Consider the following 19,055-nt stretch of genomic DNA (forward strand, 5'->3'; position numbering starts at 1 on the left):
GCCGCCGGCGCCCGCGCCCGCTCCGGCGCCCGGCGCGGGCCTGCCGCGGCTGCCGGACCGGGGCGGCCGGGGCGCTTTCCGTGCCCCGCCGCCCCGATGAGGCAGGGCACCGGAGGCGCGGGCGCGACGGCGAACGGCCCCGGACGGCCACCCGGCCGCGCCCGCACGCGCCGCCCGGGTGGCCCGAGCGGCCCGTCAGCCGTGCCAGGACCGCCACAGCGCCGAGTACGGCCCCCCGGCCGAGACCAGGTCGTCGTGATGACCCAGCTCGGTGATCCGGCCCTCCTCCACGACGGCGATCACATCGGCGTCGTGCGCGGTGTGCAGCCGGTGGGCTATCGCCACGACCGTACGGCCCTCCAGCACCCGCGACAGCGACCGCTCCAGCTCCCGGGCCGCCCGCGGGTCCAGCAGGGACGTCGCCTCGTCGAGGACCAGGGTGTGCGGATCGGCCAGCACCAGCCGGGCCAGCGCGATCTGCTGCGCCTGCGCCGGGGTCAGTGCCAGACCGCCGGAGCCGACCTCCGTGTCCAGCGCCTCCGGCAGCGCCCGAGCCCAGCCGTCGGCGTCCACGGCGCTCAGCGCTCCCCACAGCTCGGGATCGTCCGCCCCGGCCCTGGCGAGCAGCAAGTTGTCCCGCAACGAGCCGACGAACACATGGTGTTCCTGGTTGACCAGGGCCACATGCTCACGCACCCGCTCGGCGGGCATCCGCGACAGCTCGGCGTCGCCGAGGGAGACCCGCCCCGACCGGGGGCCGTAGATCCCGGCCAGCAGCCGTCCCAGGGTCGACTTGCCGGCGCCCGAGGGGCCGACGAGCGCCACCCGGCTGCCCGGCTCCACCGCCAGAGTCACGTCGTGCAGCACGTCCACGCCGTCGACATAGCCGAAACGCACATCGTCGGCGCGCACGCCGCGGCCCTCGGGACGCAGTTCGTCGTCCCCCTCGTCGGGCTCGATCTCCCGCACACCCACCAGCCGGGCCAGCGACACCTGGGCCACCTGGAGTTCGTCGTACCAGCGCAGGATCAGACCGACCGGTTCCACCAGCATCTGCGCCAGCAGCGCCCCGGTGGTCAGCTGGCCCACGTCGAGCCAGCCCTGGAGCACGAACACCCCGCCGACGACCACGACCACACCGAGGACGGTGGTGTGGGTGGCGTTGATCGCCGGGAAGAACACCGAGCGCAGATACAGGGTGTACCGCTCCCAGGACGTCCACTCCTTGATCCGCCGGTCCGACAGTTCGACCCGGCGGTGTCCCAGCCGGTGCGCCTCGACGGTCCGGCCCGCGTCGACGGTCTCGGCGAGCGTGGCGGACACCCCCGCCAGGCCGGCCGCCTCCGAGCGGTAGGCCGACGGAGCCCGGCGGAAGTACCAGCGGCAGACCACGATCAGCAGCGGGGCCGCCACCACGACGCCGAGCGCCAGCGGCGGTGCCGTGATCGTGAGCCCGGCCATCAGCAGCGTCGCCCACACCACCCCGATGACGAGCTGCGGCACGGCCTCCCGCATGGCGTTGGCGAGCCGGTCGATATCGGTGGTGATCCGGGCCAGCAGATCACCCGTCCCGGCCCGTTCCAGCACCCCCGGGGGCAGCCGTACCGACCGGACGAGGAAGTCCTCGCGCAGATCGGCCAGCATCTCCTCGCCGAGCATCACCCCGCGCAGCGCCACCAGCCTGACGAAGACCGTCTGGAGCACCAGCGCCGCCGCGAACACCGCGACGGTGGGCCCCAGCCGCAGCTCGCGCGCCCCGTCGTCGAGCCGTTCGACCAGGGAGCCCAGCAGATACGGCCCCACCATGGAGGCGATCACCGCCAGCGCCTGGACGGATATCAGCACGGTGAAGGCGCGGCGGTGCCGCCGCAGCAGCTCCCGCGCATAGGCCCGTACGGTCGTCGCGCCGCCCACCGGCAGCGTCGTCGCCGACTCGGGGGCCGCGGGGTCGAGATCCGGCGGCTTCACCCGGAGCATGGTCATTCCTCCTGAAGTCTCAAAGGGGGTGCGTTCCGGCGGTGGAGTCGTCCCGCCCACCGGTCCGTCGTGCGGTCGTCGCAGGTTCTCGCCGTCCCGGCCGGCAGGCCGGTCGGGACGGTCAGGCCGGGACACCGGCCTCCCGGTCCGCTCCGGGGTCGGTCTCACGGGTGACGACGGCCCGGTAGCGCGGCTCGGACCGCAGCAGCTCCCGGTGTGTGCCCACGGCGGCGACGCTCTCGCCGTCCACCAGCACCACCCGGTCCGCCAGATCGAGCAGCAGCGGGGAGGAGGCGAAGACCACCGTCGTCCGGTCGTCCCGCAGCCGCCGCAGGCCCGCCGCGATCCGGGCCTCGGTGTGGGAGTCCACGGCCGACGTCGGCTCGTCGAGCACCAGCACCTCGGGGTCGGTCACCAGGGACCTGGCCAGGGCGAGACGCTGGCGCTGGCCGCCGGAGAGCGACCGGCCGCGCTCGGTGATCGGGGTCTCCATGGGGTCCCCGGAGCCGCCGGAGTGCCCCGAGGCCCGGCCCAGGGCGGTGAGGACGTCGGCACACTGCGCCGCGTCCAGCGCGTCGGCGGCCGAGACCCGCCCCGACGAGGGGACGTCCATCAGCTCGCGCAGGGTGCCGGAGAGCAGCACCGGCTCCTTGTCCTGGACGAGGACGGCCGCCCGCGCCTCGTCCAGCGGCAGTTCGTCGAGCGGGACCTCGCCGAGGAGGACGGAGTCCGTCCGCGGACCGTCCGCGGCGGCGGGCTCGCCGTCCGCCGTCCCGGCGCCGGTGCCGACGGGGCTCGCCCCGGCGCTCACCACATCGGCGGCCGGATGTCCGCCGAGCCGTTCGGCCAGGGTCCCGGCGGCGTCCGGGTCGCCGCAGACCACGGCGGTCAGCAGGCCCTCGGGCGCCAGGACGCCCGTCACCGGGTCGTAGAGGTCGCCGGTGGGGCGTCCGTGCTCGCGGTCGGTGGTCGTACTCGTCCGGCGCAGCGCCAGCACCCGCGCCGCCCGCTTCGCGGACGGCATCGAGTACGCGTAGGCGAGGGCGATCTCCTCGACGTTCCGCAGCGGGTGCTGGGCCAGCAGTACGGCGCTGTAGACGGTGACCAGCTCGCCGACCGTGATCCGCCCGTCGAGCGCCAGATGCGCGCCGTAGACCACCACGGTCAGCATCAGCGCGCCCGGCACCAGGGTCTGGAGCGCGGAGATCAGGGACCAGGTGCGGGCCGCGCGGACCGCGGCCTTGCGCACCTCCTGGGACGCCGACCGGTAGCGGTCGAGGAACAGCTCCTCACCGCCGATGCCGCGCAGGACGCGCAGTCCCGCGACGGTGTCGGCGGCGAGTTCGGTCGCGTAGCCGGCCTTGTCGCGCTGGACGTCGGCACGGCGCGACGCGTGCGGCAGCAGCGGCAGCACCGCGAGGGCGACCAGCGGGAAGCCGATCGCGACCACGACGCCGAGTGCGGGCTGGTAGATCACCAGGGCCCCGCTGACGATGAGCACCGTGGTGGCCGCCGCGAGGAAGCGGGAGAACGCCTCGACGAACCAGCCGATCTTTTCCACGTCGCCCCCGGAGACCGCGACCACCTCGCCGGCCGCGACCCGGCGGGTCAGTACCGAGCCCAGCTCGGCGGTCTTACGGGCCAGCAGCTGCTGGACCCGGGCGGCGGCGGTGATCCAGTTCGTGACCGTGGCGCGGTGCAGCATGGTCTCGCCGAGCCCGATCGCGACGCCGAGGACGGCCAGCAGCCCGCCCGCCCAGGCGAGCCGGGTGCCGTCCCGGTCCACCACGGCCTGGACGGCGATACCGGTGGCCACGGCCAGTCCGGCGATGGAGAGCTGGTTCAGCAGGCCCCAGCCCAGAGCTCTGGCCTGGCCGCCGAGCTGATTCCGGAAGAGCCAGGCCAGAAATCGCGCACCCGAGCGCACATCGGGTTTACCGGGATCTCTGTAGGGAAGATTCTTGATCTGCATGGGGTCCCAGCACGGGTCGAGGGTGGTGCAAACCGTGCAAGGTTCACCCGGATCGACCCGTTCGCGCAATCGGTTTTCGGGCGCTTCACACGCCTGTAAGCAAGGAGGGGAGCGGAGCCGTGCCCGGCGCCCGCTCCCCGTACGGCATCGGCCGTACTCGGGTTCGAAGCGGAGTCTCCGCCTCACTCTCCAGGTTTGGCCGAATCCACACCTGGACGGCTCCGGCGCCACTCGCCACGGGTGAAGTCCGGGATCTTCAGCGGCGCGCCCTGGGCCTTGATCGACTGATGGCTCAGCGGTACCGGCGCCGTCCAGACCGCCGCGTCGTACACGTCGAAGTCGGGCACCAGCCCGAGCCGCATCGTCTGGATCAGCCGGAAGAGCATGATGTAGTCCATCCCGCCGTGACCGCCGGGCGGATTGGCGTGCTCCTTCCAGAGCCAGTGGTCCCAGTCGGCGTACCGGGCGAAGTCGCCCCACTGGTGGTTGCTGTGGTCGGGCTCCAGATAGATCCGCGCCGGATAGTCCTCGAAGACGCCCTTGGTGCCGCCGAGACTGTTGATCCGGCTGTACGGATGCGGGGTGGACACATCGTGCTCCAGTCGGATCAGCCGCCCCTTGGCCGTCCGCACCATGCTGATCGTGCGGTCGGCCGAGACATAGCTCTCCTTGAAACTGGGGTCGCCCGGCGGCATATGGGCTTCCCGGTACTCGGCGAGCCCGAGCGCGGGGGTGCCGAAGCTGGCGATGGACACCGCCCGGTCGCCCCGGTTGACGTCCATGTAGTTGGCGACCGGGCCGAAGCCGTGGTTCGGATAGAGGTCGCCGCGGAGCCGGGTGTGCCAGAGCCGCCGCCAGGGGCCCTCGTAGTAGTCCGGATCGAACATCAGGTCGCGCAGATCGTGGTTGTACGCGCCCGCGCCGTGCAGCAGCTCGCCGAACCGTCCGGCGTGCGCCATTCTCAGGATCCGCATCTCGTTCCTGCCGTAACAGCAGTTCTCCAGCTGCATACAGTGGCGGCGGGTGCGTTCGGAGAGGTCGACCAGGCCCCACAGTTCGTCGAGCTCCATGGCGACGGGACACTCCACCCCGACGTGCTTGCCCCCGAGGAGGGCCGCCTTGGCCATGGCGAAGTGGGTCTCCCAGGGCGTGGCGACGTAGACGAGGTCGAGATCGCCCCGTTCGCACAGCCGGAGGTAGTCGTCCTCGCCGTTGGTGTAGAGGGCGGGGGACGGCTGTCCTGCCGCGACGACCCTGGCGGCGGACCGCTCGGTCTTCGTCCGCACCGGATCGCACAGGGCGACCACGCGGACCCCGGGGAGGGCGAGGAAGAGCCCGAGCATGCTGTCGCCGCGGTTGCCGAGGCCGATGATCCCGAGCCGGACCGTGCCGCGGCGCTGGAAGGGCACCCCGGCCATGGTCCGGCCCTGGCGCGGAGGAGCGGGCCGCTCGATCCCGGCCGCCTCCGGGGGGCGTATCCGATCGGTCGCGGCCGTCGCGGAGGAGGCGCCGAGCGCGCCGAGGGCGACCCCGGCCCCGGCGACGCCCGCCGAGGTCCGCAGGACGGTCCGGCGGGTGGGGGAGCCCGTACCGTCGGGTGCGGAGTCGGGTGTGGAGTCGGGGGTGGATGAGACATCGTTGTCCCCGCCGGGGGTCCCGGCGCCGTGGTCCGGTGTGGCTGCGTCGTTCATCGAGCCTCCAGAAAAGGGGAGCTGATGGTGCGCTGCTGGTGCTGAACCTGGGTCAGCACGATGTCGGTCGGGGCCACTGACGCGCAAGAGGGCCTCTGAGGCGGGTGAGTGGTCGCCGAGCCGGGGTGCCGCGGGGGTGCGTGGTTCCGTGACTCCCGGTTTCCGTACGGGGATCGGCGGTGCACGGCGCCCGGGTGCGGTGAGCCCTCGGGGGAGCATGCTCCGGACGGGGCGCGGGCGCAATGGTGCGCGTCGGCACCGATAAGCCGCTGTCTCCGTGGCTCCCGGCGGCGGTCGACCGGCGGGGCCCCGCCGGGTGCCGGAGTGCGCCCGGCGCCCGGATCACCGCCCCGGCGCGACCACCGGTCCGGTCAGCAGGGTCGGCCCGGCCCGTCCACCAGGGTGGAGAGCAGGGTCCCGAACTCGGCGCGCTGCTCCGTCGTCAGCGGCTCCAGGATGTCCTCGGCGGCGGCGCGACGGGCCCCCCGGAGGGCCTTGAGGGTGGCGCGGCCGGTGTCGGTCAGCTCGATCCGTATGACCCTGCGGTTGTCGGGGTCGGGGGCGCGCCGGACCCGGCCGGCCGCCTCCAGGCCGTCGACCAGGCTCGTCACCGCGCGGGGCACCACTTCGAGCCGGGCGGCCAGATCCGCCATCCGCGGCGCGCGCTCGTCGTGCGCCAGGGTGCGCAGCAGACGCGACTGGGCGGGGGTGATCACGACCCCGGCGGCCTCCAGCCTGCGCTGCTGGCTGCGGTGGATCCGCCGGGTGAGCCGGAGCAACTGCTCGGCCAGCACGCCGTCGGGCTCGGGTGTGGTCATACGGGAATGATATCAGGACCATATTCATTGTGTACATAGGTAACTATGCACTACGCTCTTCATATCGTCGTGCCGGACGTGGGCAGGACGGGTACGGGGCGGGATACGGCCCGAGCCCGGCCGCGGAAGGAGACCATGCACCTCGACACGCACCCCGAACGGATCATCCGGAACCCCCGGGATCCGGCTCCGGGTCCGGACCCGGACCACGCGCCGGAGCAGCCGCCCGCCCAGGTGCGGCGGATCGTCCGGCTCTTCCGCCCCTACCGGAGCCGTCTGGCCCTCGTCGGGCTCCTCGTCGCGGCGTCGTCCCTCGTCTCCGTCGCCTCCCCGTTCCTGCTGAAGGCGGTCATCGACACCGCGATCCCGCAGGGGCGGACCGGCCTGCTCGGCCTGCTCGCCCTCGGCATGATCGCCGCCGCCGTGCTCACCAGCGTCCTCGGTGTGCTCCAGACCCTGATCTCGACCACGGTCGGCCAGCGGGTCATGCACGATCTGAGGACCGCGGTCTACGCCCGGCTCCAGCGGATGCCGCTGGCGTTCTTCACCCGGACGCGGACGGGCGAGGTGCAGTCCCGGATCGCGAACGACATCGGCGGGATGCAGGCCACGGTCACCTCCACCGCCACGTCCCTGGTCTCCAACGTCACGGCCGTGGTCGCCACGGTGGTCGCCATGCTCGCCCTCGACTGGCGGCTCACGGTGGTGTCGCTGCTCCTGCTGCCGGTGTTCGTCTGGATCAGCCGCCGGGTCGGCCGCGAGCGGAAACGGATCACATCCCAGCGGCAGAAGCAGCTGGCGGCGATGGCGGCCACGGTGACGGAGTCCCTCTCGGTCGGCGGAATCCTCCTCGGCCGCACGATGGGCCGCGCCGACTCGCTCACCCGCTCCTTTGCCGACGAGTCCGAACGGCTGGTCGATCTGGAGGTCCGCTCCAGCATGGCCGGGCGGTGGCGGATGTCCACGATCGGCATCGTCATGGCCGCCATGCCCGCCGTCATCTACTGGACCGCCGGGCTCGCCCTGGCCGGGGGCGCCGCCATCTCCATCGGCACCCTGGTGGCCTTCGTCTCTCTTCAACAGGGCCTGTTCCGGCCCGCCGTGAGCCTGCTCTCCACCGGCGTGGACATGCAGGCGTCACTCGCCCTCTTCCAGCGCATCTTCGAATACCTCGATCTGCCCGTGGACATCGACGAGCCCGACGAGCCGGTCCGGCCGGCGAAGATCCGCGGCGACGTCCGCTTCGAGCGCGTGGACTTCGGCTACGACCCGCGGCAGAGCGCCCCCACCCTCGACGGCGTCGACATCACCCTCCCCGCGGGTGGCAGCCTGGCCGTCGTGGGCCCGACCGGCTCCGGGAAGTCCACCCTCGGCTATCTCGTGCCCCGGCTGTACGACGTCACGGGCGGCCGGGTCACCCTCGACGGGATCGACGTCCGCGACCTCGACTTCGACAGCCTCGCCCGCGCCGTCGGCGTGGTCTCCCAGGAGGCGTATCTCTTCCACGCCTCCGTCGCCGAGAACCTGCGCTTCGCCAAGCCCGACGCCACCGACGCCGAGATCGAGGCCGCGGCGAGGGCCGCCCAGATCCACGACCACATCGCCGCCCTCCCGGACGGCTACGACACCCTCGTCGGCGAGCGCGGCTACCGCTTCTCGGGCGGTGAGAAACAACGTCTGGCCATCGCCAGGACCATCCTGCGCGATCCCCCCGTGCTCATCCTCGACGAGGCGACCAGTGCCCTCGACACCCGTACCGAAGAGGCGGTCCAGCGGGCGATCGACGCCCTGTCGGCGGGCCGTACCACCATCACCATCGCCCACCGTCTGTCGACCGTCCGGGGAGCCGACGAGATCGTCGTGCTCGACGGCGGCCGGATAGCCGAACGCGGCACCCATGACGAACTGCTGGCCAGGGACGGGCGCTACGCCGAGCTGATCCGCCGGGACACCGACCCGACGGTCTCCGCCGCGGTGTGATCCCCCGGAGTGAGCCATATGGCGCATATATCATGAAAATATGATCAATCCGGCTAATGTGGCCGGGTGATCACCACACGCCGCCCCTGCGGGCGCCGTCCGAGGCCGACCCGCCGCGGCAGAGCCGCCCTGAGTGTTGCCGCCGCCGGTCTCGTGCTCGCCGGCGCCGTGCTCGTACCGTCATTGCTCCATACGGAACTGGCCGGCGCCGCCACCCTGGTCGTTCCCGAGGGCTGGCGAGCGGCCCAGGTGTACGAGGCCGTGGACCGGGCCCTCGGCGAACCGCCGGGCACCGCCCGCCGCGCCGCCGCCACGGCCGCCCGGCACCTTCCGCCCGAGGCCCGGGGCAACCCCGAGGGCTACCTCTTCCCGGCCACCTATCCCGTCGACGCCACCACCACCCCCGCCGGACTGCTCGCCCGGATGGTCGACACCGCCAACCGGCGCTTCACGGCCGACCCGATCACGGCCGGAGCGCGCCGGGGCGGGATGAGCGTCTACGAGACGGTCGGCGTCGCCAGCATCGTGCAGGCCGAGGCCGCCACCGCCGAGGACATGGGAAAGGTGGCCCGGGTCATCCGCAACCGGCTGGCCCGCGGTATGCCGCTCCAGATGGACTCCACCCTGAACTACGCCCTGCGGCGGTCCACGATCGACACCACCGTCGCCGACACCCGGATCGACAGCCCCTACAACAGCTACGCCCGCAAAGGACTGCCGCCCACCCCCATCGACAACCCCGGGGACCAGGCGCTGCGGGCCGCGATCGACCCGCCGCCGGGGGAGTGGCTGTTCTTCGTCACCGTGACACCGGGGGACACCCGCTTCAGTACGACCTACACCGAACACCTGCGCCATGTGGCGGACTTCAACGCCCGTCGTGCGAGCACCCTCTAGACGAGGGCCGGCGCCCGCTCCAGCAGCTCCCGGATCTCCCGTACGGCCGCACGCCCCGCCCGGTTGGCGCCGATCGTCGACGCGGAGGGGCCGTACCCGATCAGATGGACCCGCTCGTCGCGCACCGACCGGGTGCCGTCCATCCGCACCCCGCCGCCCGCTTCCCGCAGCCTCAGCGGGGCCAGATGCTCCAGCGCGGCGCGGAACCCGGTCGCCCAGAGGATCACATCGGCCGCGACGGCCCGGCCGTCGTCCCACTCCACCCCGGTGGGGGTGATCCGGTCGAACATCGGCAGCCGGTCGAGCACCCCCGCCGCCCTGGCCGCCCGTACGGCGTCGTTCAGCGGCAGCCCGGTCACCGAGACGACGCTCCGCGGCGGCAGCCCGTTCCGTACCCGCTCCTCCACCCGGGCCACCACCTCCCGGCCCACGTTCTCGTCGAAGGGCCCGTCGACGAAGACCGGCGCCCGCCGGGTCACCCAGGTCGTCTCCGCCGCGTACTCCGCCAGCTCCATCAGATGCTGGGTCCCGGACGCCCCGCCGCCCACCACGACCACCCGCCGCCCGGCGAACTCCTCGGGACCCCGGAACCCGGCCGTGTGCAGCTGGCGCCCGAGAAACGTCTCCTGCCCGGGATACCGCGGCCAGAACGGCCGGTCCCAGGTCCCGGTGGCGTTGATCAGCGCCCGCGCCGACCAGTGGCCCGCCGAGGTCTCCACCACGAGCCGGCCGCCCGCCCCGTTCCGTACGGCCGTCACATCCACCGGCCGCCGGACCCGCAGCCCGAACCGCTCCTCGTACTCCCTGAAATACCCGCTGATCACCTCGGCCGACGGCCGTGCCGCATCGGCCCCGGTCAGCTCCATCCCCGGCAGCGCGTGCATCCCGTGCACCCTGCCGTAGGTGAGGCTCGGCCACCGGAACTGCCACGCCCCACCCGGGCCGGGGGAGTGGTCGAGCACCACGAAGTCCCGGTCGGGCACCAGCCCGATCCGCCGCAGGTGGTACGCGCCGGACAGCCCCGCCTGCCCGGCGCCGACGACCACCACGTCCACGTCCCGCACCCCTGAGTCGTTCATGTTTCTACTAACTCTGGGGTGCGTGCCCTTCTTCCCGCCCCGCACCCGGAAGTCGGCAAGATGGACCCATGCCGACACCCTTCACCACCACGACACTCGACCTCACCACCGGCTCCCGGGAGTCGGTCACCGACCTCACCCGCGCCTGCGAGCGCTTCCTCGACGAGGCCGCCGCCGGCCGCGACGGCCTCCTCAACGTCTTCGTCCCCCACGCCACCGCCGGCATCGCCGTCATTGAGACGGGCTCCGGCAGCGACGACGACCTCCTCGCCGCCCTCCGCACCCTCCTCCCGGCCGACGACCGCTGGCGCCATCGCCACGGCACCCCGGGCCACGGCCGCGACCACGTCCTCCCGGCCATCGTCCCGCCCCACGCCACCCTGCCGGTCCTCGGCGGCAGACTGGAACTCGGCACCTGGCAGTCGGTCTGCCTGGTCGACACGAACGTCGACAACGTCAGCCGCCGGGTGCGGCTCAGCTTCCTCGGCTGATCAACATCATCCTGGGGTCGGCCGTCCGGCACCCGGCATGCGGCCCCGGCTCGGCTGCCGCTTACCCGGAAGCCTCAGCCGTCCGCACCGCGCGCCCCCCTGGTCCGGCTGACCTTCACGCGCTCGCCGGAGGGCAGCTCCGGCTTCAGGTCGACTTGGATCTGATGCGTCGTCTGGCGGTCCACCGCGCCGCCGAATTCAGCGGTCACCACGCCGATGTTGAGACCGCCGCGGCCGGTTCCGGAGCGGTGGACCTGGAAGGTCAGGGTGAGGTTCACGTTCTCCACGGTGAAACCGACGTCCCTGCCCTGGGCCTCCGTGCGGGCCTCCTCCAGCTCGCTGCGGATCCGGCGGATCACCTCGGCCAGCCCCACGGACTCCGATTCGTTCGACAACTCGCCTCCACAGTAGGCATGTTGATCCTCGGTCTCGTCAGTATGCGACAGGAGCAGGCGCCCGTATAGTTTCGATATGGCTGCTGGCGGGGGAGTCCGGGCCGCTTCGTCGATGGAGACGCCCGGCTGGGCGGCGCGGATCCGGGGAGCGGACGGGCACATCGTGGGGGCCGGCATTCTGCTGAGCCCCGACCGCGTCCTCACCTGTGCTCATGTGGTGGACGCGGCGGCGGGACGGATCACCGCGGAGTTCGTCGGCGCCACCGGTCACAGCGTCCCCGCCACGGCGGCCTGGGTGGACGGGGACGCCTATGTGCCGGAGACCCAGGACGCCGACGGCGACCCCAGCGGGGATGTCGCACTGCTGAGGTTGGAACGGCCCAGACCCGCCGAAGAAGCGGTACGGCTCCACCGGTTGTCCGCGTCCAACCGTGATGTGCGGATGTACGGCTTCCCCGAGGACCACAACGGCGGCATCTGGTTCCGGGCCACCGTCGCCGGCGGCTGCGGACGCGACGGGCAGGTGCAGCTCATCCCGGCCAGCCCCGGTGAGCTGGCCGGCCCCGGATGCAGCGGCGCGGGCGTCGCCGACAGCCTGACCGGCGAGGTCTTCGGCATGGTGCTGACCGGGCAGAAGGACGCACACGGGAACCTGTTCTCCTTCATGACCCCGGCCGAGACCATCGTCCGGCATCTGCACCACGTCCACCAGTTCACGGTGGGCCGGACCGCCGTCGACGACCGGCTCAGATCCACCGGCGACGACGCATCCGACACCCTGCTCGACGAACCGTTCGCCCACCGCCTCGCCGCCTGGTTGCGGGACGACGGACAGCAGGTGAAGGTGAGCGTCGTCCGGCGCGGCGACAGCGCCCGGGCCGCCACGCTGCGCCGTGCCATCACCCTCGCCGACCGGGAGTTGCGCACCCCCGCGTCCGTCCATCGCGCCTCGCTCGATCCACCGAGCACGATCCCCTCGGCCGGCGGCCACGATCTGGCCGTGGACGCCGACGGGCTCTCCTGCGCCGAGATCGCCGGGCGGATCTCCGAGCGGATGGGACTCCGGCAGCACTCGGCGGATTCGGCCACCGAGGGGATCCGAGACGCCAAGGCCACCCTCAGCCTCGTCGTCGTCGGCGTCGACGAGGCCGTGGATCCCCCCGCCCTCCTCGATCTGCTGGAAGTGCTGCGCGCCGGGGGCAGCAGGCTGCTGCTCGTCTTCCGCACGGCCGGCGCTCTGCACCGCCGTGCCCGCGACGAGCTGCTGATCAGGCCCGCACGCGAGCGCCGGGCACAGCTCGTCGAGCGGCTGAGGGAGATCACCGGGCCACTCGCCGGATCCCTCCACGACCTCCGGGCCGCTGTGGTATCCGACGGCATCCGGCCCATGGACTCGGACCTGGTGGCCGCCCACGCCGCCCTCGCCGACCTCACCCGCGCGCAGGACGACCCGGGCCGGGGCCCGGATCGGGTCCGCTACGAGCGGCTGGCCGAGTCGGTTGCCGCCCGGCTGGCCGGAGACATCGACCGCCTCGACCGGCTCCGCGACCGGCGCGACGAACTGGGCGGACGTCTGCGCGGCTACCACGTTCTGCACCAGCACTCCGCCCAGGGCGAGGAGGACCCGGCGGTGGACGCTCTCTATCTCAGGGCGCACGCCCTGCTCCAGGCCAGACCCTGCGACGTGCGCGCGGCCGAGGCGGCGGTGGACGCCTACACACGCGAGGTCGACGACCGCGACGGGCAGCGGCGCAGCCACCTCGGGGGTCCGCCGTCATGACCCCCGCGGCATGTGTCAGACCCGGCTGCCGGAGCGGCCACATCATGGTGACCGGCTTCTGCGACACCTGCTTCCGCCGCCCCGCCGCCACCGAGGCCCCGCCGGCCCCGGCGCCGGAACAGCCCGAAGCCGAGCAGCCCGATCCCCCACGCCGCCCTTCCGGCCCGGCCGCCGGAGAGCTGGACCGCGACGGTCTGCCGGTCCTGCCGTATCTCCCCTCCCCCGACCCCTCGGAGGCCGCCGACACCACCGCCCAGCCGCCCACCGGCGGCCGGCGCTGCGGTGTGGACAACTGCCTCGGCACCATCGGGGTTTCGTACGGCGGCGACCCGCTCCCCGACCACGGGTTCTGCCCGGAATGCGGTACGGAGTACTCGTTCAGGCCGAAACTGCGCCCCGGCGACGTGGTCGGCGGCCACTACAAGGTGCTCGGCTATCTCGCCGCGGGCGGCCACGGCTGGATCTACCTGGCCGAGGACACCCGGGTGCCGGATCTGCACGTCGTCCTCAAAGGGCTGATCAACACCGGTGACGCCATGGCCCGGCGCGCGGCCGTCGAGGAGCGCCGCTCACTCACCACGCTCCGCCACCCGGACATCGTCCGCATCATCACTCATGTACAGCACCGGGCAGCCGGAGACCCGGAACCCACCGGCTACATCGTGATGGAGTACGTCGGCGGCCGCTCGCTCGCCTGGATCCGGTTCGCCCCGGACGAGGAGCTGACCCGGCTGCTCGGCGGCCCACTGGAGTTCGGGCATGTGATCACCTACGGCTGCATGATCCTCGGCGCCCTGGAGTACTTGCACGACCAGGGTCTGCTGTACTGCGACATGAAGCCCGAGAACGTCATCCACTACGGGCGGCGGATCAAGGTCATCGACCTCGGGGCCATTCGACCGATCGGCGACCGGACCTCCGCCCTGACCTACACGCACGGCTTCCCGCCCGGCAGGTCGGAACTCGACAAGCGCGGCTTCCACATCGACAGCGACCTGTTCACCGTCGGCCGGACCCTGAAGTCCCTCGCCGCCCGTGCCGCGGAGCCCGTCGGGCTCGCCGCCCGCTCGTTCGACGTGCTGATCCGCCGCGCCACCCACCCGGACCCGGCCGCCCGGTTCGGCTCGGCGGCCGAGATGTCCCGCCAGCTGTGGGAGGTGCTGCGCGAGCATCAGGCGCTCGCCGGGCACGAGCCGTACCCGGAGCGCTCCACCCGGTTCGAGCCGACCGCGGCGGTCTTCGGCGCCGATCTCGGCACGGTCCCGGAGCTGGAGTACTGGACGCGCCGCTCCGCGGCCGAGGCACCGGAGTTGCCCGTCGGGGCTCCGGAGCCCCGGGAGACGGCCCTGGCCCTGCCGGTCCCGATCCCCGACGCCGGGGACGGTGCCGCCGTGCTGCTCGGCGGACTCGCCGCCGACAGTCCGGACCGCATCGCCGAGCAGGCGCGCCAGGACCCTAGGCTGCGCACCGTGGAGGCCGCGCTGTGGCTGTGCCGCGCGTATCTGGAAGCCGATGAGGCGGACCGGGCCCACGCGTGGGTGAGGACGGCGAAGGGATGGAGCGGCGACTACGACTGGCGGATCTCCTGGCACCAGGGCCTGGTCCTTCTGATGCGCGATGAGGTGTACGAGGCGGAGGCCGAGTTCATGGCCGCCTACCACGCGCTCCCGGGCGAGGCCGCGCCGAAGCTGGCCCTCGGGTACTGCGCGGAGTACCGGGACTCGGCACAGCTCGCCGGCGAACAGGACCGCGGGCGACGTGCCACGGAGTACTACGAGGCCGTCCGGCGGCGGGACCCCGCCCAGGGCAGCGCCGCCTTCGGACTGGCCCGCGTCCATCTGCGCCGGGACGAGCGGGACAGGGCCGTCGCCGTGCTCGACGAGGTGCCGACGACCTCACGGCACTACGACGCCGCGCGCGTCGCCGCGGTCCGGACGCTGGTCGGCCGGCTGCCGGGTGGGGCCGGGCCGGGGCCCGCCGAGTTGGGCCTGGCGGCCGAGCGGCTGGCCGGTCTTTACCTGGACGGCGGCGGGTCCTGGGACCGGCTGGCCACCGAGGTGCGGGAGCACGCGCTCGCCTGCCGTCCGCGCGCCGGCTGGGGGACCGGCTTCCCCGCCGGTGACCTGTTCGGGCCCGAGGACACCCCGGAGGCCTTGGCCGCCCTGCTGTCCCGGTCGCTGAAGCGGCTCGCGGACCAGGCGGGCAGCGTCGGTGAGCGCGGCGATCTGCTGGACCGGGCGTACGCGGTGCTCCCCGCGCCCCCCGGGTTCCGGGACCTGCTGCGCGGATGGCGGCGTACCGCCTGAGGAAGCGACGACGAGGGCGAGGAGTACCGACACAGTGGACAGAGGAACGCCCGAAACGGGCGAGGGGACCGCGCAGGTCGCCGTCGGACTGGAGATCAGCCAGTGGAAGTACCTGTCCAGCGAGGCCGGCGACCCGCAGATGCACGCCATCCTCAGCGTCCGGGTAGACGGCGCCGAGGGCGGCGGCCGCGGCCCGGTGCTCGCACAGGTCCTGGCCGTGGACTGCTCCAGCTCGATGACCTGGCCGCCGGAGAAGCTGCACGCCGCCCAGCAGGCGGCAGCGGCGGCGATCCGGATGCTGTCCGACGGCACCCCGTTCGCGGTGGTCCGGGGCAACGAGAAGGCGGCAGTGGTCTACCCCGACACCCTCGGCATGGCCCGGGCCGACGACCGGAGCCGGGCGGCGGCGGAGCGGGCCGTGCACCGGCTGGTCGCGGGCGGCGGCACCTGCATCGGCGCCTGGCTGGACCTGTCCCATCGGCTGCTGGCCGAGCAGAACGCGCCCATCGGACACGTACTGCTGCTCACCGACGGCAAGAACCAGCACGACGAGCGGATGCCGCTCGCGGAGGTGCTGGACAACTGCGCGGGGCGCTTCGTCTGCGACGCCTGGGGCATCGGCGACGGCTGGGACGGCCGGGAGTTGCTGCGCATCACCCGTCGGCTGCACGGCAGCGCCTCTTCCGTCCACGGGGAGGCGGCCCTTCCGGCGGAGTACGAGAAGCTGATGGAGCGCCTGCTCACCAAGACCGTGCCCGAACTGGAGATCACCGTGACCCCGATGGCCGGGGCCGCCGTGCGCTACCTCAAGCAGGTCTATCCGACCGAGGCCCAACTGATCCCCGAGGACGGGACCCAGCGGTTCGTCACCCGGGCCTGGGGTGACGAGACCCGCCGCTACCAGCTGTGTCTGTCCGCCGACCCGGCCGCTCGGCCGCGCCACGAGGACCTCCAGCTCGCCGTCGTCACCATCGAGACGCCCGGCGGCGCCGAGGTGCGGCTGCCGCCGCCGCAGCCCTGCGTGGTGCACTGGACCGACAACCCCGCGCTCTCCGCGCGGACCGACGCCCAGGTCGAGCACTTCGAGCACCACCAGCGGCTCGGCGAGGCCATCGCGACCGCGACCGACGCGCACCGCCGCGGCGAGCGCGACCTGGCGGAGCGGAACCTCGGCTGGGCCGTGCGACTCGCCCACGCCATGGGCGCCGATCAGCAACTCGGCAGACTGGCAAGGCTGGTGGATATCGACGACGCGCGAGCCGGGCGGGTCAGACTGCGTTCCGAGGTGACGGCCGTCGACTTCGAGCACCTGATCACCGCGAGCAGCCGCAGTACCTACGGTCCCGCGTCCGCCACCGGCGCCGACAGCGCCACCGAAGCCGCGGGACCGGGCGGCGGGGCTGCTGTGCCATGCCCGAGCTGCGCCCGCCGGGCGCCGGCCACCGCACGGTTCTGCCCCTCCTGCCGCCACCGCTTCACGGAGCGGCCGTGAGCACCACCGGCCGGGAACTGACCCGCAGGCTCCGGCTGCTGCTGACGCTCGGGGCCGCCGCCACGCTCGTCCTGTTCTTCGCCTACCGGGGCGTGCACGACGACACCGTACCGCTGTCGTCGTCGAGCACCCCGGGGATCCTCGCCGTCGACACCGCGCGGAACGCGCTCGGCACGGCACACCGGATCGTCGGCGACAGCGGGCCGGAAGGCGACATGAGCGACGAGTTCCACACCCAGGTCTCGGTCGCCCACCAGAGCCTCGCCCTGACCGCGTCGGAGAACGTCATCGGCGTGGAGGGCCGCCACGATCTGCAGACGATCACCGGGCTGATCGCGGTCTACTCGGGTTGGGTGGAGCGATGGGGCCGGGAGGACCACCAGGGGCTGAGCACCGCCTATCTGTACTACGCGGAACGGGTGCTCGGCCTGGAACCCGAGCCCGGAACCGACGGGGACGTCATGAGCCGCCTCGACGCCCTGCGCGACAAGCAGGTCGACGTGGCCGAGCGGCAGGCCGCGTTCCCGTGGCAACTGTGGCTCGGGTGGAGCACGGTCGCGGTGCTGTACCTCGCGCTGCTCCTGGCCCTGCTGGACACTCAGCGGTTTCTGCGGCGGCGCTTCCGGCGCCCCGTGCAGATACGGCTGCTCGCCGCCACCGCGGTGTGCGGACTCGGCGTGCCGGCGCTGGGCTGGATCACCTGGACCGCGCAGCGCGCGATGAGCCGGTCCCTCGACGGGATCCGGGTACGGGAGAAGGACCCGGACGGGATTCCCAGGACCGCCGACCAGGTGCGGAGTGCCCTGGCGGATGCCGGTCTCTGGGCGTCGCTGTCCGGCTGGGTGCTGTTGGGCGGGGCCGTGGCGATGGCGCTCACGGCGTGGGGGCTGTGGCCGCGGATCACCGAGTACCGATGGAGGGCACCGCGATGAGACGGCTGCGACCCCGCACGGCGGGCATCCTCTGCGTCTGTCTGGTCCTGCTCGGAGCCGGAGTGTTCGCCGGGGTGCGCTGGGCCCGGGGCTGGCAGGGTTCGGTGACGCTGCTCGCCAACTGGAGCGGCGAGGAGCGCGATCAGTTCGAGGAGAACATCATCGAGCCGTTCGAGAGAACGTACCGTATCGATGTCGTCTACCAGGGCAGCTCCGCGCTCAGCCAGGTGCTTGCCGCCGACCTGGTGGCCGGGAACCCGCCGGACGTGGCGGTGCTGCCCAGCCCCGGCGAACTGCTGGCCTACGCCGTCGACGGCCGGCTCCAGCCGCTGGACGGCCTGTTCGACGCCGGGCACTACGACCGGATCTGGGCGCCCGAGGTGACGGTCCCGGGCCGGGAGGGCCGGAACACGTACTGGCTGCCGGTCAAGACCGGCCTGAAGAGCATGGTGTGGTACTCGGGCGAACGGCCCACCGCGGAGTCGGCGGGCGATCCCGAACGCTGGTGCCTGGGCATGGAGTCCGGCGCGACCTCCGGCTGGCCCGGCACCGACTGGGTGGAGGACATCCTGCTCCAGCAGGCCGGACCGCGGGTCTACGAGAAGTGGGCGAACGGCGGGCTGGACTGGACCCACCCCGCCGTTCGGAAGGCGTGGACGACGTGGGGGAAACTGGCCGGCGCGGGCCGGGGCCACGCCGTGCGGGCGCTGACGACCGGATACGGGGAGGACTGCGCGGGCCCGCGCCTGGAGCACCTGGGGTCCTTCCGCGCCGGCCACTGGCGGGCGGCGGGCGGCGACTACGTCCACTCGTCCGAGATCGTCCCCGACACCGGCCCGGACGCCGGGGCCTGGGAGGTCTCCGGCGACCTGGCGATCCTGCTGAACCCGACCGAGGAGGCCCGGCAGCTGATCCGCTACCTGGCCGGCACCGCCGCGGCGCTGCCGGACCACTCGGTGAACGAGGCGGCGGCACCGGACGGCGCCCAGGATGCCACCCGGAAGGAGATCGGCGACATCCTGCGCGGCAGGCAGGAGGAGACTCGCTGCTGGGACGCCTCCGACACGATGCCCCGCGCCCTGCGGGACGCCTTCCATCAGGCGGTGCTGCGCTATCTCGTCGAACCCGCGTCGCTGGACGCCCAGTTGAAGAAGCTGCAGAAGCTGAGCGTGGAGCAGTCCCTGCCGGTGTGCAGCCGGGACTGACCGGCTTGATTCATCGGACGGTCGCGTCCCGGCCGGCGTC

The 19,055-nt window shown here is 72.9% G+C and carries 14 protein-coding genes; 8 read left to right on the plus strand and 6 right to left on the minus strand.

Annotated features, from left to right (window positions below):
• Positions 1 to 195: 195 nt before the first annotated feature.
• The 4 genes from ACFXG1_RS20160 to ACFXG1_RS20175 all read right to left on the minus strand — a co-directional run bounded on the left by ACFXG1_RS20160 (position 196) and on the right by ACFXG1_RS20175 (position 6,458).
• Positions 196 to 1,977 carry an ABC transporter ATP-binding protein gene (locus tag ACFXG1_RS20160; RefSeq protein ID WP_384743939.1) on the minus strand — a complete coding sequence of 594 codons (1,782 nt, stop codon included), beginning with the start codon at positions 1,975 to 1,977 and terminating at the stop codon, positions 196 to 198.
• Between the two features lie 121 nt (positions 1,978 to 2,098).
• A complete protein-coding gene (locus ACFXG1_RS20165; RefSeq protein ID WP_384743893.1) occupies positions 2,099 to 3,949 on the minus strand; it encodes an ABC transporter transmembrane domain-containing protein in 1,851 nt (616 codons plus the stop codon).
• A gap of 182 nt (positions 3,950 to 4,131) precedes the next feature.
• Complete coding sequence (locus ACFXG1_RS20170; protein ID WP_384743895.1) at positions 4,132 to 5,640, minus strand: Gfo/Idh/MocA family protein; 1,509 nt, start codon at positions 5,638 to 5,640, stop codon at positions 4,132 to 4,134.
• Positions 5,641 to 6,011: 371 nt separating this feature from the next.
• The gene (locus ACFXG1_RS20175; protein WP_384743897.1) at positions 6,012 to 6,458 is read right to left on the minus strand and encodes a MarR family winged helix-turn-helix transcriptional regulator; all 447 of its coding nucleotides are present in this window, start codon (positions 6,456 to 6,458) and stop codon (positions 6,012 to 6,014) included.
• Positions 6,459 to 6,593: 135 nt separating this feature from the next.
• On the opposite strand from ACFXG1_RS20175, the gene ACFXG1_RS20180 reads away from it, so the two are divergent.
• Entirely contained in the window at positions 6,594 to 8,438 is a 1,845-nt protein-coding gene (locus ACFXG1_RS20180; protein WP_384743899.1) for an ABC transporter ATP-binding protein, read from the plus strand.
• Positions 8,439 to 8,507: 69 nt separating this feature from the next.
• Complete coding sequence (mltG, locus tag ACFXG1_RS20185) at positions 8,508 to 9,335, plus strand: endolytic transglycosylase MltG (RefSeq protein WP_384716702.1); 828 nt, start codon at positions 8,508 to 8,510, stop codon at positions 9,333 to 9,335.
• On the opposite strand, the gene ACFXG1_RS20190 is transcribed toward mltG, so the two are convergent.
• A complete protein-coding gene (locus tag ACFXG1_RS20190; RefSeq protein WP_384743901.1) occupies positions 9,332 to 10,414 on the minus strand; it encodes an NAD(P)-binding domain-containing protein in 1,083 nt (360 codons plus the stop codon). The two genes, mltG and ACFXG1_RS20190, sit on opposite strands and share 4 nt — an antisense overlap.
• Positions 10,415 to 10,482: 68 nt before the next feature.
• Between ACFXG1_RS20190 and ACFXG1_RS20195 the strand changes: the two genes are divergently transcribed.
• On the plus strand, positions 10,483 to 10,905 hold the full coding sequence (locus ACFXG1_RS20195; RefSeq protein WP_384716690.1) for a secondary thiamine-phosphate synthase enzyme YjbQ: 423 nt from the start codon (positions 10,483 to 10,485) through the stop codon (positions 10,903 to 10,905).
• Positions 10,906 to 10,979: 74 nt separating this feature from the next.
• Here the strand turns inward: ACFXG1_RS20195 and ACFXG1_RS20200 are convergent, their stop codons facing one another.
• Complete coding sequence (locus tag ACFXG1_RS20200; RefSeq protein ID WP_384716693.1) at positions 10,980 to 11,300, minus strand: trypco2 family protein; 321 nt, start codon at positions 11,298 to 11,300, stop codon at positions 10,980 to 10,982.
• A 76-nt stretch (positions 11,301 to 11,376) separates the two neighbouring features.
• Between ACFXG1_RS20200 and ACFXG1_RS20205 the strand changes: the two genes are divergently transcribed.
• From ACFXG1_RS20205 to ACFXG1_RS20225, 5 genes are read left to right on the plus strand one after another with little or no spacing between them, the layout of a single operon-like run.
• Positions 11,377 to 13,080: a serine protease gene (locus tag ACFXG1_RS20205; RefSeq protein ID WP_384716696.1), complete on the plus strand. Its 1,704-nt coding sequence runs from the start codon at positions 11,377 to 11,379 to the stop codon at positions 13,078 to 13,080.
• On the plus strand, positions 13,077 to 15,386 hold the full coding sequence (locus ACFXG1_RS20210; RefSeq protein ID WP_384743904.1) for a tetratricopeptide repeat protein: 2,310 nt from the start codon (positions 13,077 to 13,079) through the stop codon (positions 15,384 to 15,386). Before ACFXG1_RS20205 ends, ACFXG1_RS20210 begins: the two co-directional genes overlap by 4 nt.
• 34 nt (positions 15,387 to 15,420) lie before the next feature.
• Positions 15,421 to 16,878: a VWA domain-containing protein gene (locus tag ACFXG1_RS20215; RefSeq protein ID WP_384743906.1), complete on the plus strand. Its 1,458-nt coding sequence runs from the start codon at positions 15,421 to 15,423 to the stop codon at positions 16,876 to 16,878.
• Positions 16,875 to 17,810, plus strand: a complete 936-nt coding sequence (locus tag ACFXG1_RS20220) for a hypothetical protein (protein WP_384719995.1) — start codon at positions 16,875 to 16,877, stop codon at positions 17,808 to 17,810. Before ACFXG1_RS20215 ends, ACFXG1_RS20220 begins: the two co-directional genes overlap by 4 nt.
• On the plus strand, positions 17,807 to 19,015 hold the full coding sequence (locus ACFXG1_RS20225; protein ID WP_384743909.1) for an ABC transporter substrate-binding protein: 1,209 nt from the start codon (positions 17,807 to 17,809) through the stop codon (positions 19,013 to 19,015). The genes ACFXG1_RS20220 and ACFXG1_RS20225 overlap by 4 nt, the downstream gene beginning before the upstream one ends.
• Positions 19,016 to 19,055 lie beyond the last annotated feature (40 nt).

The organism is Streptomyces sp. NPDC059248, assembly GCF_042753905.1.
Classification (GTDB): Bacteria; Actinomycetota; Actinomycetes; order Streptomycetales; family Streptomycetaceae; genus Streptomyces.

What these genes read in the sequence shown, in the direction of transcription:
- ACFXG1_RS20160 (WP_384743939.1), bottom strand. Translation starts at nt 1,977, where the DNA reads ATGCTCCGGGTGAAGCCGCCGGATCTCGACCCCGCGGCCCCCGAGTCG.
- ACFXG1_RS20165 (WP_384743893.1), bottom strand. Translation starts at nt 3,949, where the DNA reads ATGCAGATCAAGAATCTTCCCTACAGAGATCCCGGTAAACCCGATGTG.
- ACFXG1_RS20170 (WP_384743895.1), bottom strand. Translation starts at nt 5,640, where the DNA reads ATGAACGACGCAGCCACACCGGACCACGGCGCCGGGACCCCCGGCGGG.
- ACFXG1_RS20175 (WP_384743897.1), bottom strand. Translation starts at nt 6,458, where the DNA reads ATGACCACACCCGAGCCCGACGGCGTGCTGGCCGAGCAGTTGCTCCGG.
- ACFXG1_RS20180 (WP_384743899.1), top strand. Translation starts at nt 6,594, where the DNA reads ATGCACCTCGACACGCACCCCGAACGGATCATCCGGAACCCCCGGGAT.
- ACFXG1_RS20190 (WP_384743901.1), bottom strand. Translation starts at nt 10,414, where the DNA reads ATGAACGACTCAGGGGTGCGGGACGTGGACGTGGTGGTCGTCGGCGCC.
- ACFXG1_RS20195 (WP_384716690.1), top strand. Translation starts at nt 10,483, where the DNA reads ATGCCGACACCCTTCACCACCACGACACTCGACCTCACCACCGGCTCC.
- ACFXG1_RS20205 (WP_384716696.1), top strand. Translation starts at nt 11,377, where the DNA reads ATGGCTGCTGGCGGGGGAGTCCGGGCCGCTTCGTCGATGGAGACGCCC.
- ACFXG1_RS20210 (WP_384743904.1), top strand. Translation starts at nt 13,077, where the DNA reads ATGACCCCCGCGGCATGTGTCAGACCCGGCTGCCGGAGCGGCCACATC.
- ACFXG1_RS20225 (WP_384743909.1), top strand. Translation starts at nt 17,807, where the DNA reads ATGAGACGGCTGCGACCCCGCACGGCGGGCATCCTCTGCGTCTGTCTG.